Below are 15,737 nucleotides of genomic sequence, written 5' to 3'. Positions count from 1 at the left end.
GAGGAGAAAAGATGTTATCCCATAAATTTTTAGAAGCCTTAGAATACGAAGGAGCAGTTTCTTTGACATCGTGGGGAGAAATGACAGATCCTCATGTCACAGGAACATGGATTTCTCGCTTGTACGTTACGGAAGACGAACGGGTACTTGCACCAGCTATAGGAATGTACATGCTGGAAAATGACATCGCTTTGAATGATAAAGTTCTGATGCTCATTGGTGTCCGTGAAGTTGAAGGACATAATGGTTATCATGGCATCGGTTTTAAACTCACCTCAAAAGCAACATTGATTAGCACAGGAAAGGAATTTGATATGATGAAAGAAAAATATCCTACCTTACGTAAAGTTTTAGTGCTAACCCCAATAGATTTGGAGCAATTATTATAATGGCACTTTCAAAACTTGATAATCTTTACCGTGCAGTCATTCTCGACCATTCGGCAAGTCCGCGTCACGCAGGCGAATTAACAGCTGGTTGTGTGATTGATATGAACAATCCAACTTGTGGTGATGTGATTCGCTTAACGATTGATTTTAAGGACGATATTATATCTGATATCGCCTTTGGCGGACATGGTTGCACGATTTCTACGGCATCCGCCTCAATGATGACTGAAATTGTTTTAGGAAAAACAAAAGAAGAAGCACTCGCTCTTGCAGAGATTTTTTCCGAGATGGTCACAGGAGAAGAAAATCCAAAACAAGAAGAACTTGGCGATGCTCAATTTCTAGCGGGCGTTTCCAAATTTCCACAGCGCGTGAAATGTTCAACTTTGGCATGGAATGCACTTAAAAAAGCAATTCAGACAGGTGGAAATGCAGAAGTTCAAGAAAGACATGACGCGTGATTTCGATTATTATTCAATCTAGCGCCCTATACTGGGCAATGTCACTGGACTTGCTCTTATTGCTTGTTGTACTTTACGGACGTTATGAAAAACAAAATCTAGCGGTTCAATTTGGACAAATAATGGGTTCTGCGCTTTTATTAGTTGTCAGTTTGCTTCTTGCTTTTGTGTTTCGCTTCATTCCAGCTGAGTGGTTGCTTGGTTTTCTTGGATTTATCCCACTTGCTCTAGGTATAAAACTTTTATTTGTGGGCGAAGATGATGATGAAGCAGAACTTGAGAAACGTCTTGAGAAACGAAAAAATAAAAGTATTTTTATGACAGCACTTTTTGTCGCATTTTCTAGTTGTGGTGCAGATAATATCGCTCTTTATACAAGCTACTTTGCACCAATGAAGCTGGGACATACTGTGATTGCAACACTAACATTTCTCGTCAATATAGTTGTTTTGGGAGAAATTAGTCGCTATATTGTGCGATTACCTCATCTTTCTGATAAACTTGAAAAATATAATCGTTGGCTTGTTCCCGTGATTTATATCGGAATCGGAATTATGATTTTGATTGAATCAGGAACATTGTCGCATTTAACAACGTTCATTTGATAATAACGAAAGGATTTATAAAAATGACAGAAAATAACAGTACACAAGAGGTTGTTGCAGACCTCGAAGAATATAAATTTGGTTTTCATGATAATGCAGAACTTGCTTACAGCACAGGTTTAGGATTGACAGAAGAAGTTGTACGTCAGATTTCTGCAGAAAAAAATGAACCAGAATGGATGCTTGATTTCCGCTTGAAATCCTATGAAGCGTTCAAAAAACTTGATTTACCAAAATGGGGACCAGATTTGTCTGGGATTGATTTTAATGATATCGTTTATTATCAAAAACCATCTGCGAAAGCCGCACGTTCTTGGGATGATGTCCCCGATGAAATCAAAGAAACTTTTGAAAAAATCGGAATTCCTGAAGCAGAACGCTCATATCTGGCTGGCGCTTCAGCACAATATGAATCAGAAGTTGTCTATCACAACATGAAAGATGAATTTGAAAAACTGGGAATTGTCTTCACAGATACAGACACAGCACTGCGTGAATATCCAGAACTTTTCAAGAAATATTTTGCAAAATTAGTTCCACCAACAGATAATAAGTTGGCAGCACTAAATTCTGCCGTTTGGTCAGGTGGTTCATTTGTCTATGTACCAAAAGGTGTCAAAGTTGATATTCCTGTGCAGGCTTATTTCCGGATTAACAATGAAAAATCTGGGCAGTTTGAGCGGACATTGATTATTGTGGAAGAAGGAGCCAGTGTTCAGTATGTCGAAGGCTGTACAGCACCAACTTATAGTGCCAGCTCACTCCATGCTGCCGTTGTTGAGATTTTCGTTGAAGAAGGTGGTTATATGCGTTATTCAACAATCCAAAACTGGTCAGACAATGTCTATAATCTTGTCACAAAACGTGCCAAAGCAGAAGCTAACGCAACTGTCGAATGGGTCGATGGCAATCTTGGCTCAGCCGTTTCGATGAAATATCCAGCTGTTTATCTGGACGGTCCAGGTGCGCGTGGTACGATGCTGTCGATTGCCTTTGCTGGTAAGGGACAAATCCAAGATACAGGTGCAAAAATGATTCACAATGCGCCAAATACTTCAAGCTCAATCATCTCGAAGTCAATCTCTAAAGGTGGTGGCGCGGTCAATTATCGTGGACAAGTGCGTTTCAATCCAAAATCGAAAAAATCCGCCAGCCATATCGAGTGTGATACAATTATCATGGATAATATTTCTAAGTCAGATACCGTACCATTCAATGAAATTCATAATTCACAAGTCGCTCTGGAACATGAAGCAAAAGTTTCCAAGATTTCTGAAGAACAACTTTACTATCTAATGAGCCGTGGATTGACTGAAAAAGAAGCAACAGACATGATTGTTATGGGCTTCATTGAACCATTTACTAAAGAACTACCAATGGAATATGCCGTTGAGCTAAATCGTTTGATTTCTTACTCAATGGAAGGTTCTATCGGGTAAATAAAAAGAATGTTGCTATAATTAGATTTATAGTGCATTTTTTTATTTTTGGAATAAAAAGGGGCATGAAAGAGGCATAAGTTGAAAACGATTTTTATTCATGGATAAAAAATCCTACTATTTGGTGGGATTTTTAATATTTTTTGACAAATAATAAGTGCTAAAAGGTAGCTCTAGTAAAGTTTTTAGGAGAAAGAAAACAAAAAAATCTATTTTTATTTTCTTGTTCTTTCATAATTTCGCAAAGGGTGTTATAATAGTCAGAGTGACATTTATAAGTTTTTATAGCGGTTATGAGAAAGTTTAATTGTTGTGTTGTTCACTTCACAACTTTTCATAATCTTCAAGGAGAATTCATGGAACAGCCATTACCAGAGCAACCAAAACAAGGGATGCTTGGCACTATTTGGAACTGGTTTAAAGAAGATAAAGTATTTCTTGTTTCTTTTATTTTAGCTGTTATTTTCATTATTTTTGGAAATGCACATTTTACAACAAAGTTCTTTGATTATAAGGTGATTGTTACAGTTTTTGCGCTGATGCTTGTGGTTGCAGGCTTCCGTGATACTGGACTTTTGCGACATTTTGGTCAGACATTGGTCAATCGTTCTAAAAATACGCGTCAACTTGTTCGTTTTACGACGATGTTGAGCTTCATTTCGTCCATATTTTTTACAAATGATGTTGCGATTTTGACGATGTTGCCTCTTTATCTGATTTTGACGAAAAATATAAAAAATAGACGAAGTGTTTATTTAGGTGCTTCATTTATATTGCCTGCGGTACATTTAGGTTCGGGACTTTTGCCTTCTGGTAATCCTCACAACCTTTATCTTTACTCTTTCTTCAAAATTCCGACATTTGATTTTTTGAAGGGAACAGGATTGATGTTTATCGCCGGTTTTATTATGCTTAATTTGGCTTGTTTCTTTATCGCGAAAGACCCGATTGAGATTGATACACATGTCAATCATTTCCGTCATCGTCATACTTTTGTCTATGTTATTTTGATGATTTTAATGATTGCGGCTGTGTTGCACGGGGATAAAATTTTGCTTTACATTGCGGCGGCTATCGTTGCTGTGACAGTGTTCTTTTATCAGCGGAAGTTGTTTAAACAGGTAGATTATCATTTGCTGCTGACTTTTGTTTGCTTTTTCATTATCGTCGGAAATATTTCTACAATTACGGTGCTTACGAACTTCCTGCGTCCATTTTTCCAGTCTGTTTCTGGATCTTTTTTGGGGACAATCATTGTCAGTCAGGGAATTTCTAACATTCCTGCATCTGTGTTGATTGCACCATTTACAACGCACGGTTTGGCTGTTGTTTTGGGAGCGGACGTTGGTGGTATTGGGACGATTATGGCTTCTATGGCAACGTTGATTTTCTATAAAGTAATGACTTTGCAGGCATTTGCTGAGCGTAAGGGATTTGTGAGATATTTCATGATTACAAATACGATTTTTGTGATTGCTCTGGCGGTTATTGGATTGCTTGTCTTGCATTTTATTTCTTGATAGGAGAGATTTCTGATGGAATTTAGACTTGCCAATGTGGGGGACGCAGCAGCTGTACTTGCGATTTATCGTCCTTATGTTGAAAAAACGGCGATTACTTTTGAGTATGATGTGCCAACAGTTGCAGATTTTGCTGAACGCATTGAAAAGATTAGCGCTGATTTTCCATATATTGTTGCACTTGAAAATGGAAAAATCTTGGCTTATGCTTATGCCAGTCGCTATCGAGAACGTAAAGCTTACGATTGGGTTGTTGAGCTGTCAATCTACGTAGATGAGACTTGTCAGCATAAGGGAATTGGTCGTATTCTTTATCAAAAACTTTTGACAGCTTTGTCAAAATTAAATTATCAGAGAGCTTATGCCTGCATTACCTATCCAAATGAGCAAAGTGTCAAATTTCATACAGCTTTGGGATTTCACTGGATTGGTGTATTTGAAAAATCTGGTTACAAGTTTGACAACTGGTACGGGATTAGCTGGATGGATATTGCCTTGCAAAAAACAGATGAAGTCCAAGCTATTCGCTCTGTCAAAGAGCTGACAGCAGACGAAATTTCACAACTATTAAACTAAAAAATTTTTGACAGTTCTGTCAAAAATTTTTTTATCCCAAAAATAAAAATTGACAAAACTGTCAAAAAATAAGTATATTATATTTGACATAAAGAATAGAATATCATATAATATGACTATAAAATTTGTCATGAAGGAGAAGAATTGAACAAAAACTTAAAACTCAAATCTGCTCGTGTGGCAAAAGGCATGACACAAAATGATTTAGCCAAAGCAGTTGGTGTGACCAGACAAACGATTGTCGCAGTTGAGTCAGGCAGTTACAATCCGACCATCAATTTGTGCATTGACATTTGCAAAATCTTGGGTACGACATTAAATGATTTGTTTTGGGAGGAATAAAAAATGAAAAATTTATCAGATTTTGATGTAGGAATTCTTATCGGCGTTTTCGCTGCTGTCCTACTGTTGCTTGTGATGTTGCTCGTCGGTTGGCGGAAAAATCGGGAGAAAACGAAATACGATGAGCGTCAGAAAATTATTCGCGGCTCAGTTGCACAGCACACACTGATTTTTGGCGCGGCGTTGATGGCTGTGGCTGGCGCTTTGAGCGAGATTTTTGACTATCATTGGACAAGTGTCGCCACGCAAAATATTTTGATTTTGTTGCTCACCTTTACTTATTGGATTATTGAGTTGAGCATTCGTGGCGCTTATTTTGAGCAAAATTTCAGCAAAAAAAGGCTGCGCACTTTACGCATTCTTGCGCTCGTTTATGGGATTTTTACACTTGGAAATCTCGTAAAAATGCTCAGAGGAAATTTCCCATTACTAACGAATGGACAGCTCACATCGAACGGCATGATATTCATTATCTATCTCTGGTTTGCCATCGTTTTCCTCTTCGTTCTCTGGAAATGGCACACAGAACAAAAAAATCAATAGGTTATACTATTGAGAGAAGACTTGCAAGTCTTCTCACTCTTAAAGGCAAGGAGACAAAATGACCCTAAAAATAGAAAATGTCACCAAAAATTTTGGTGAAAAAATTGCCGTTGAAAATCTTTCAATGCAAGTGTCAGCTGGCGAAGTGATGGGATTGATTGGGCAAAATGGTGCAGGAAAAACTACAACATTTCGGATGATTTTAGATTTTATCGCACCAGATAGTGGAAATATCACTTGGGATGATGCAGCGATTGGCCAAAAAATGAAGCAAAAAATCGGCTTTCTTCCTGAAGAACGCGGTCTCTACCAAAAAATGACAGTAGAAGACCAAATTCTCTATTTCGCAGAACTTCATGGTATGAAAAGAAATGATGCCCGTGTCAAACTCATCAACTGGATGAAACGTCTTGAAGTCGTTGGGAAAATGACAGATAAAGTTCAATCACTTTCCAAAGGAAATGCTCAAAAAGTGCAGTTTATCGCAACTCTTATTCACGAACCCAGCTTTCTAATCTTAGACGAGCCATTTACAGGACTTGACCCAGTCAATACTGAACTCTTGCGTGATGAGATTAAACATTTCCGTGATAATGGCGCTGCTATCGTCTTTTCCAATCACAATATGAGTGATGTCGAACTTCTTTCTGACCATCTCACGATGTTAAAAAATGGAAAAACGATTCTCCAAGGAAAAACGCAAGCAATTCGCGAAAGCTTTGGCCGAACGCGCGTATATTTAGAGTCGGAACTCGCAGATGAAGAACTTTCGATGATAGATGGTGTGATTTCCGTTGCTCAACAAGGCTCGGGACGCATTTTACAACTCAAAGATGCCGAAGTAGGACGTCAAATTTTCCAAAAAGTAAGTCAAGATGGCTATGTACAAGCTTTTGTACAATCTCCTCCGACCTTAGATGAAATTTTTAGAAATGAAGTTCGAGACAATACGTCAAGTCAGGAGAAGCCACATGAGTAATTTCAATCAACTTTGGCTCGTTGCCAAAAATGCCTACCGCAATCGTCTTAAATCCTTTAGTTTTTGGGCGCTGGTTATTGGACCACTAATGATTCCAATCATTGGAATTGCCGTGACATTTCTGACTGGAGTCAATCAAACACCAAAACTCGCTGTCGTTAACCAATCTACGATTGTCCAAGTCCTCAAAACAAATAAAAGTCTTAATGCGACTGTGACAAGTGTTGATACACATTCAAAAGCTGAAACAAAGTTAAAAAATGGAGATATTGATGGTTTTCTAACAGTGAATAAAACAGGACATTATACTCTGACGACCTCTAGCAAGTCCTCAAATGCTCTCACAGCCAGCAGTCTTGTTTCTGCTTTGACCACATATCAGATTGCTATAAAGTCTCGTGAGATGAACCTGAATAGCGCTCAAGTCACAGCACTTTTGACACCAGCACAAGTAAGCTCAGTCACAAAAAATGCTCAGGGCCAAACACAAGATGAACGCTCAACGGGTGCAAACACTGCAATAACGATGTTCTCCGTGATTTTCATTTTCCTATTTTTAACACTTTATGTAGGTGTGATTAGCCAGGAAATTGCCAATGAAAAATCCAATCGTATCATGGAAATTTTGCTTTCGACAACAAATAGTCGAGTGCAATATTATGGGAAAATTGTCGGTGTACTTTTACTCGCACTCACACAACTGGCGATTTATATTGTCGGCGGCGTTGGACTTTATCTTGCTTTCAAGGATAATAGTGCCGTCAAGTCCGTCCTAGGAATGGTACATGGTGTAAATGCAGCCTTTCTTGTCTATGTTGCTGTGACAGCTCTGGTAGCAATATTCAGCTATTTGATTCTTGCCTCGATTGTAGCAAGTTTGGTAAATGAACAAGCGCAGGCACAACAGGCAACTCTGCCAGTGACCTATCTCGCTTTAATTGGTTATATTGGCGGAATTGCTCTTGGAATCAATCCAGCTAATCTCTTTTTACAAGGTCTGTCTTTTGTCCCTTTCATCTCACCGACAATGATGACAGGACGTTTAGCTTCTCAAACTGTTGGTTGGGGAGAAGCACTTTTGGCGCTTGGCTTGCAGCTTGTTGCAATGGGACTTGTGGCACATTTTGGCGAACGCATTTACGAGCGAAATGTCCTTTCTTATAGCTCAGAGAAAATTATTAGACAGCTTTTCAACAATATTCGAGGAAAAGATACAGTAGTAAAACAAAAAAATATCAATCAACGATTAGGCAAGAAAAACCGCTTGATTATCATAGTTGTGATTATTGTGTTAGTTTTACTTTATCACTTATTCTTCAAAAAATAAGAAAAATTCCAGTGACAAACTGGGATTTTTTTCGTACATAAAAGTATGGAAGAAATTATTGAATTTATCAAAAATAATATTAAAATTATCATCTTGTCAGCAGTTGCTTTAGTTGCTGGTGCCGTTTTTTATTTTGTCAGTCATGGACAACAGCCCGTAAATACTGTTGATAGTAGCGCATTAATTTCTGACAGTTCTGTCAAAACTGAAAAAACATCTGTCAAAATTGATGAGAGTCAAAATTCACAAGAAATGGAAGTTGACCTGAAAGGAGCAGTCAAAAATCCCGCTGTTTATAAAGTTTCCAGTGATATGCGCGTAGATGACCTTATAAAAATGGCAGGGGGAATGTTGCCCTCAGCAGACCCCAAAACAGTCAATCTCGCAGCAAAATTGACAGACCAAGAAGTGGTCTATGTGGCAACAACAGGGGAAAATGCACCAAGTGTTACCGCATCTACAACAAGTACAGCAAGTCCAACAGATGCTAATTCAGCAAATGATTTGACAACCTCGTCAGAAAGTCCCAAAGTCAATATCAATACAGCGGATTTGACAGAACTTCAAACATTAAGTGGTATTGGAGCAAAAAAAGCACAAGATATCATTGATTATCGCACACAAAATGGACCATTTGCATCTGTAGATGATTTACAAAATGTTGGTGGATTTGGCGACAAAACGATTGCAAAGATTAAGGATAGCATCACACTTGATTAAAAAACTATCATTTTCTCCTATTTTTCTAGTTTATTTATCAACTTTACTTTATTTCTGTATTTTTCACTTTTCATGGTTGTTACTCATTCTTTTTATATTTTCCTTTGTCCTGACAGTCCATAGAAAATATTATCTGATAATTCCTCTTTTAGCTATTTTAGCAGGTATTTTTTTCAGCATTCAAAATTCAGAAAAGAATACTGCGATGAATCAACCAGAGAGTGTTACACAGCTTACGATTATCCCTGATACAATTTCTGTCAATGGAGATTTACTCAGTTTCCAAGGAACATTTTCAGGAAAAAAATTTCAAACCTACTATACTATAAAAACTCAACAGGAACAAAGCTACTTTCAACATCTTACAAAAAAATGCCAGATATCATTTACAGGAAAAGTAACATTACCAGAAAATCAACGTAATTTTAATGGTTTTAATGACCAAAAATACCTAGCCACACAAAATATCTATCGGCAAATCACTATTGAGAGCATTCAGAAAATCCAAACAAACAATACGGTTACACCACAGTCACTTCGTCGTCAAGCGATTGTTTTCTCTCAACAACATTTTCCTCATCCTATGTCAAATTATATGACAGGACTTCTTTTTGGCTATCTTGATAAAAATTTTGAGCAAATGGGAGATATTTACAGCTCACTTGGAATTATTCACCTTTTTGCTCTTTCAGGTGCACAAGTAAATTTTTTTATAGATTGGTTCAGAAAAATATTATTAAGATTAGGTTTACGTCAAGATTATGTAAAACTCCTACAACTACCATTTTCTATTTTTTATGCTTTTATGACTGGAATGTCCATTTCAGTTATTCGAGCGCTTCTGCAAAAAAATCTTCCAGCTCGAGGACTTACTAACTTTTCTCTAACATTTTTCTTATTATTCATCGTTAATTCTAATTTTCTTCTAACTATTGGTGGACAACTTACAATGCTCTATGCTTTTATCATTAGCATGATTTCAGGAAAATTAAAAAAACTTCCTAAGTTAAAAATGCTTTTAGCCGAATCCACGATTATCTCACTTGGGGTTCTCCCGCTTCTCATTTTTGATTTCCATATCTTTCAACCACTTTCAATTCTTCTAACATTTGCCTTTAGTTTTCTATTTGACACCATTTTACTTCCGCTCCTTTTGCTCAGTTTCATTCTTGCGCATCTAAATATTATTATCCCTGCCAATACTCTATTTCATTTACTAGAAAATCTCGTCAAGTCTGTAGATTCCCTTGTACATTATCCTCCTGTTTTTGGAACTCCAAATCAAATAGAATTCATACTACTATTTGTTCTCATTGGATTGTTTATTGATTATATCTATCATAAAAAAATACGTATTTTCCTATTTTTAAGCCTTATCATTTTATTCATAGTGTGTAAAAATCCACTGCAAGCAAGTATCACCGCAGTAGATGTCGGACAAGGAGATAGTATTTTCCTTCAAGACAGCTTTAATAAACAAACAATCTTGATTGATACAGGCGGACGAGTGAGTTTTGGAAGTAATCAACCTTGGCAGCAGTCTCAAACATCTGCAAATGCTGATAAAACTCTCATTCCTTATCTCAAATCCGAAGGTGTTAGCACGATTAACCATCTTATTCTCACTCATACAGATGATGACCACGTTGGTGATTTTGTTGAACTTGCTAGTAAAATTAAAATTCAAGAAGTAGATGTCAGTTCAGGAGAGCTTACTTGTCCTGATTTTATAGATAAGCTTCAGAAAGCTAAAGTTCCTTATCACATTATTAAAGTTGGCGATAAATTTCCAATCTTTCATAGTCAACTACAGATTTTGTCTAGTGGCTATACAAAAAAAGGCGATAATAATGATAGCATAGTAACTTATGGTAATTTCTACGGTCAAAGGTTTCTTTTTACAGGCGATTTAGAGCAAGACGGAGAAAAAGAACTTTTAAAAAATTATCCAACTCTCAAAGTAGATGTTTTAAAAGCAGGACATCATGGAAGTAAAACAAGTTCAAATCCTACATTTATCAAGAAAATACAGCCAAAACTTACTTTGATATCTGTTGGGAAAAATAACCGTTATGGTCATCCAAATCAGGAAACACTTAATACCTTTAAAAAGTATCACGTAGCTTCTCTGAGAACTGACCAGCATGGTGCTATCAAACTCACAATGAAAAACAAGCAATGGCATATCTCCACCGTAAAATGATATAATAAAAACGTCAAAAACATATCAAAAGGAGATAAGATGGCGGTTATAAACTTAGAATATTATAGCGAAGTTCTCGCTATGAATCGAAATGTAAAAATTATTTATCCAGAAGCATCAAAAGTTGAGAATTTCACAGAAAAAGAAATTCCTGTCCTTTATTTATTGCACGGAATGACTGGCAATGAAAATTCATGGCTTCAACGCTCAGGAATTGAACGTCTTATTCGTCACACTAATCTTGCTATTGTCATGCCTTCAACAGATTTAGGGTTTTATGTCAATACAACTTACGGTATGAACTATTTTGATGCAATCGCTCTTGAACTTCCTAAAGTCATCCATAATTTTTTCCCAAATCTTTCAACAAAACGCGAAAAAAACTTTATCGCAGGACTTTCAATGGGCGGTTATGGAGCTTTTCGTCTTGCCCTTGGCACAGACAAATTTAGCTATGCAGCCAGTTTATCAGGTGTTTTAACATTCAATGGCTTAGAAAGCCGTTTTGATGAAAATGCAGCGTATTGGCAAGGAATTTTTGGCAGCATTGAGCAATTCAAAAACTCAGACAATGAAATTTTAGCATTAGCAGAAAGAAAAACAGAATATTGTCCAAAACTCTACGCATGGTGCGGGAAACAAGATGCTCTTTTTGCGGGCAATGAATTTGCAGCAGCAGAATTAAAAAAATTAAACTATGATTTGACTTACGAAACTTCAGATGGTATTCATGAATGGTACTACTGGACAAAAAAGATTGAACAAGTTTTGGAATGGTTACCAATTAATTATGTAAAAGAAGAACGCAAAATTTAACGTTCTTTTTTACTAAACAACATCAAAAAAATACAGAAAAAAAGTGGAAACTTAATCAAAACATAATGGCTTCGCTTACATCTCGAAATATAAAAATTTTTATGAAAATTAATGAAAATACACCTTAAAATTTTGACAAAGTTAATTGATAAGGCTATAATTTTAGAGTAATAATAAATTGTGGCAATCCACATATAGAAAGAGGTCTTTACATGACAATTACACTTCATGCCTTACAAGCACTTGCAATCGGTTTTGCAGCTGCTGGTGCCGCTATTGGTGATGGTCTCGTCGTTTCAAGCTTTATCCAATCTGTAGCCCGTCAACCAGAAATGGAAAGCAAACTTAGAACAAATATGTTCCTTGGTATTGCCTTTGCCGAAGGTACATTCTTCATCGCTCTCGCTATGACTTTCCTTTTTAGCTAATCTAAAGGGAAATCACATTTTAAATTAGAGATAGAAAGGAAGAAGAAATATGGAATCATCATGGACCTTTAATATTGGACCAATTGCCTTTGATGGGACTGTCACTACAATGACACTTCTTACCATGGTAATCGTATTCGGTCTTGTATTTTGGGCGAGTCGCAAAATGCAACTCAAACCTACTGGCAAACAAAATGTTCTGGAGTGGGTCGTTGATTTCGTCAATGGTATCGGTAAAGACAATCTCGGTGCTCATGATGCACCGCGCTTCACCCTTATGAACTTCACCCTATTTTCTTTCCTTCTAATTGCAAATATCTTAGGTTTAGTGACCGACTGGCACAACACTTCAGATATTAGCTTCTGGAAATCTCCTACAGCGAATCCAACGATTGACTTGACACTTTCTCTTTTGATTATCCTTCTCGCAAATGTTTTGGGTGTTCAAAAATTTGGTTTCAAAAAATATCTGACCGTCGCTTTCTGGAAAGCTCCAAAAGCAATGCTTCCAATGAATATTCTTGATGAATTCATCAATACTTTGTCTCTTGGTCTTCGTCTTTACGGTAATATTTTTGCCGGTGAAGTAATGTTAAATCTCATTGCTTCAATGTCGCAGTCTAACGCATTGTTTTATCCCGTATCCATTATTCTTGGTGTCGCGTGGATTGGATTTTCAATATTCATTTCATCACTTCAGGCTTATGTATTTGTTCTTTTAACAAACTTGTATATTAGTCATAAAATATTAGAAGAAGAATAGGAGTAGAAATTATGTTGACATTATTAGATGCTACTCCCAAGAACACCGTTCTCGGAAACGTTATTGTTGCGAGTCTCGCATTTATCATTCTGCTCATTTTAATCCGCGTTTTCTTGTGGAAATCAATTACTGGCATTTTTGAAGCACGTGCTAAAAAGATTTCAGATGATATTGATGCAGCAGAGGAATCAAATAAGCAAGCTGCTGAACTTGTTAAGCAAAGAGAAACAGAACTTGCAGGTTCAAAAAGTGAAGCAGCAGGTATCATTCAAACAGCAAACGATACAGCCAATCAGAATCGGGCTAAAATTGTCTCTACTGCCAATGAAGAAGTTGCTAACGTGAAAAAACGTGCTAAAGAAGAAATTGAACAAGAACGCAAAGAAGCGCTCAATTCAGTTAAAGGTGAAGTTGCAGATATTTCTGTTAAAATCGCCGAAAAATTGATTGGTCAGTCTCTTGATGCTAATGCACAATCAGAACTAATTGACTCTTATCTCGCTAAGTTAGGAGAATAAGATGGCAAAAGTAAATTCACAAAAATACAGCAAAGCTTTACTAGAAGTTGCACAAGAACAATCAAAACTTGAAGAAATTCTTGCAGAAGTCGCACAAGTTGCAGAGTTATTTGAAAGTCAAAACCTTACAAAATTTTTCTCAGATGATGTTTATTCAGCTGATATAAAATCTCAAGTTGTTGATACTTTAAATAATTCAGCTTCAGATTTGATGCGCAATTTCTTAAATACAGTACGTCTTAATGGAAGATTAGCTGATTTATATGAAATTTTGCAAGAAGTAAAAAATACAGCAGATGATATGTTCAAAATTGCTGATGTTGAAGTTATTTCAAGTGTTGCTCTTACGGAAAATCAAATCCAAAAATTTGAGCAACTTACTAAAGCAAAATTTGATTTAAACGAAGTAAAAGTGATAAATACTGTTGATGAAAAAATTCTTGGAGGCTTTATTATTAGCTCTCGCGGAAAAATTATTGACAGTTCAATCAAAACACAATTAGCGAAAATCGCAAATGAAATTCTCTAAAAAAGAGAAATGCAAAAGAATAATTTTGCAAACTAATCTAAGAAAGGAGCAAATTTTTGGCAATCAATGCAAATGAAATCAGCTCACTGATTAAACAACAAATTGAAAATTTTACACCAGATTTTGAAGTTGCAGAAACTGGTGTTGTCACTTATGTCGGTGACGGTATCGCACGTGCCTATGGCCTTGAAAATGCGATGAGCGGCGAGCTTGTTGAATTCTCAAACGGCGTACTTGGTATGGCGCAAAACTTGGATGCAACAGACGTTGGTATCATCGTACTTGGTGATTTTCTTTCTATCCGTGAAGGAGATACGGTAAAACGTACTGGAAAGATTATGGAAATCCAAGTTGGTGAAGAACTTATCGGACGTGTCGTTAATCCACTTGGACAACCTGTTGATGGACTCGGAGAAATCAATACAGGAAAAACACGTCCAGTCGAAGCAAAAGCTCCCGGTGTTATGCAACGTAAATCTGTCTTTGAACCCCTCCAAACAGGTCTCAAAGCCATTGACGCCCTTGTTCCAATTGGACGTGGACAACGTGAATTAATTATTGGAGACCGTCAAACAGGTAAAACATCTGTTGCTATTGACGCTATTTTGAACCAAAAAGGACAGGATATGATTTGTATCTATGTTGCTATTGGTCAAAAAGAATCTACTGTACGTACACAAGTTGAAACACTTCGTCAATATGGCGCTTTGGATTATACTATTGTCGTTACAGCATCTGCTTCACAACCTTCACCACTTCTTTATATCGCTCCTTATGCTGGTGCAGCAATGGGTGAAGAATTTATGTACAATGGAAAACACGTTCTCGTTGTTTACGATGACTTGTCAAAACAAGCCGTTGCTTACCGTGAACTTTCCCTTTTGCTCCGTCGTCCACCAGGTCGTGAAGCATATCCAGGTGACGTTTTCTACCTTCATTCACGTCTTTTGGAACGTGCTGCGAAACTTTCTGATGAACTTGGTGGTGGTTCAATGACTGCCCTTCCATTTATCGAAACACAAGCAGGAGACATCTCAGCGTATATCGCAACAAACGTTATCTCAATCACTGATGGACAAATTTTCCTTGAAAATGATTTATTCTATTCAGGTGTTCGCCCTGCCATTGATGCTGGTTCATCAGTATCGCGTGTTGGTGGTGCTGCTCAAATCAAAGCCATGAAGAAAGTTGCTGGGACTTTGCGTCTTGACCTTGCGTCATTCCGTGAACTTGAAGCCTTTACTCAATTTGGTTCAGATTTGGATGCTGCAACTCAAGCGAAATTAAATCGTGGACGTCGTACAGTTGAAGTATTGAAACAACCGCTACACAAACCATTAGCTGTTGAAAAACAAGTTTTGATTCTTTATGCTTTGACACATGGTTTCCTTGATGATGTGCCAGTTGATGATATCCTTGACTTTGAAGGTAAAATGTTTGACTTCTTTGATGCAAATAACGCAGATTTACTTAACGTTATTACTGAAACAAAAGATTTGCCTGATACAGACAAGCTTGACGAAGCAATCAAAGCATTTAAAAATACAACGAATTATACGAAATAAGGGAGGCTTGAACT

At 37.0% G+C, this 15,737-nt stretch carries 18 protein-coding genes; all 18 read left to right on the top strand.

All coding sequences use genetic code 11. The features are described 5' to 3' along the window. Positions 1-11 precede the first annotated feature (11 nt). Positions 12-389 carry an FMN-binding protein gene (locus tag KJS36_RS01540; RefSeq protein ID WP_213533626.1) on the top strand — a complete coding sequence of 126 codons (378 nt, stop codon included), beginning with the start codon at positions 12-14 and terminating at the stop codon, positions 387-389. Continuing rightward, positions 389-850 carry a Fe-S cluster assembly sulfur transfer protein SufU gene (sufU, locus tag KJS36_RS01535; protein WP_213533624.1) on the top strand — a complete coding sequence of 154 codons (462 nt, stop codon included), beginning with the start codon at positions 389-391 and terminating at the stop codon, positions 848-850. The genes KJS36_RS01540 and sufU overlap by 1 nt, the downstream gene beginning before the upstream one ends. After that, the gene (locus tag KJS36_RS01530) at positions 847-1,455 is read left to right on the top strand and encodes a cadmium resistance transporter (RefSeq protein WP_213533622.1); all 609 of its coding nucleotides are present in this window, start codon (positions 847-849) and stop codon (positions 1,453-1,455) included. The genes sufU and KJS36_RS01530 overlap by 4 nt, the downstream gene beginning before the upstream one ends. Before the next feature lie 23 nt (positions 1,456-1,478). After that, positions 1,479-2,894: a Fe-S cluster assembly protein SufB gene (sufB, locus tag KJS36_RS01525; RefSeq protein WP_213533620.1), complete on the top strand. Its 1,416-nt coding sequence runs from the start codon at positions 1,479-1,481 to the stop codon at positions 2,892-2,894. Positions 2,895-3,250: 356 nt separating this feature from the next. Then, complete coding sequence (locus KJS36_RS01520) at positions 3,251-4,414, top strand: SLC13 family permease (protein WP_213533618.1); 1,164 nt, start codon at positions 3,251-3,253, stop codon at positions 4,412-4,414. A 15-nt stretch (positions 4,415-4,429) separates the two neighbouring features. Next, complete coding sequence (locus KJS36_RS01515) at positions 4,430-4,990, top strand: GNAT family N-acetyltransferase (protein ID WP_213533616.1); 561 nt, start codon at positions 4,430-4,432, stop codon at positions 4,988-4,990. A gap of 144 nt (positions 4,991-5,134) precedes the next feature. Then, entirely contained in the window at positions 5,135-5,332 is a 198-nt protein-coding gene (locus tag KJS36_RS01510; RefSeq protein WP_213533614.1) for a helix-turn-helix transcriptional regulator, read from the top strand. Positions 5,333-5,335: 3 nt separating this feature from the next. Then, the gene (locus KJS36_RS01505; protein ID WP_213533612.1) at positions 5,336-5,875 is read left to right on the top strand and encodes a hypothetical protein; all 540 of its coding nucleotides are present in this window, start codon (positions 5,336-5,338) and stop codon (positions 5,873-5,875) included. A 58-nt stretch (positions 5,876-5,933) separates the two neighbouring features. Then, entirely contained in the window at positions 5,934-6,854 is a 921-nt protein-coding gene (locus KJS36_RS01500; RefSeq protein WP_213533610.1) for an ABC transporter ATP-binding protein, read from the top strand. Then, entirely contained in the window at positions 6,847-8,181 is a 1,335-nt protein-coding gene (locus KJS36_RS01495; protein ID WP_213533608.1) for an ABC transporter permease, read from the top strand. The genes KJS36_RS01500 and KJS36_RS01495 overlap by 8 nt, the downstream gene beginning before the upstream one ends. A gap of 45 nt (positions 8,182-8,226) precedes the next feature. Continuing rightward, entirely contained in the window at positions 8,227-8,901 is a 675-nt protein-coding gene (locus KJS36_RS01490) for a ComEA family DNA-binding protein (RefSeq protein ID WP_213533605.1), read from the top strand. Next, positions 8,828-11,104: a DNA internalization-related competence protein ComEC/Rec2 gene (locus KJS36_RS01485; RefSeq protein WP_373306156.1), complete on the top strand. Its 2,277-nt coding sequence runs from the start codon at positions 8,828-8,830 to the stop codon at positions 11,102-11,104. Before KJS36_RS01490 ends, KJS36_RS01485 begins: the two co-directional genes overlap by 74 nt. Before the next feature lie 39 nt (positions 11,105-11,143). Beyond that, positions 11,144-11,920 carry an alpha/beta hydrolase gene (locus KJS36_RS01480; RefSeq protein ID WP_213533603.1) on the top strand — a complete coding sequence of 259 codons (777 nt, stop codon included), beginning with the start codon at positions 11,144-11,146 and terminating at the stop codon, positions 11,918-11,920. Positions 11,921-12,132: 212 nt separating this feature from the next. Further along, entirely contained in the window at positions 12,133-12,348 is a 216-nt protein-coding gene (locus KJS36_RS01475) for a F0F1 ATP synthase subunit C (RefSeq protein WP_213533601.1), read from the top strand. 49 nt (positions 12,349-12,397) lie between these two features. Beyond that, complete coding sequence (atpB, locus tag KJS36_RS01470; RefSeq protein WP_213533598.1) at positions 12,398-13,111, top strand: F0F1 ATP synthase subunit A; 714 nt, start codon at positions 12,398-12,400, stop codon at positions 13,109-13,111. An 11-nt stretch (positions 13,112-13,122) separates the two neighbouring features. Then, complete coding sequence (gene atpF / locus KJS36_RS01465) at positions 13,123-13,629, top strand: F0F1 ATP synthase subunit B (RefSeq protein WP_213533596.1); 507 nt, start codon at positions 13,123-13,125, stop codon at positions 13,627-13,629. A 1-nt stretch (position 13,630) separates the two neighbouring features. Then, entirely contained in the window at positions 13,631-14,158 is a 528-nt protein-coding gene (locus KJS36_RS01460; RefSeq protein ID WP_213533594.1) for a F0F1 ATP synthase subunit delta, read from the top strand. A 56-nt stretch (positions 14,159-14,214) separates the two neighbouring features. After that, positions 14,215-15,723 (top strand): F0F1 ATP synthase subunit alpha, encoded by a 1,509-nt coding sequence (gene atpA, locus KJS36_RS01455; RefSeq protein ID WP_213533592.1) that lies wholly within the window; start codon positions 14,215-14,217, stop codon positions 15,721-15,723. The last annotated feature ends 14 nt before the right edge of the window (positions 15,724-15,737 follow it).

The organism is Lactococcus nasutitermitis, assembly GCF_018403765.1.
Taxonomy (GTDB): Bacteria; Bacillota; Bacilli; order Lactobacillales; family Streptococcaceae; genus Lactococcus; species Lactococcus nasutitermitis.
The sequence above is the reverse complement of the archived record's forward strand: the minus strand, read 5'-3'. Positions and strand labels throughout refer to the sequence as shown.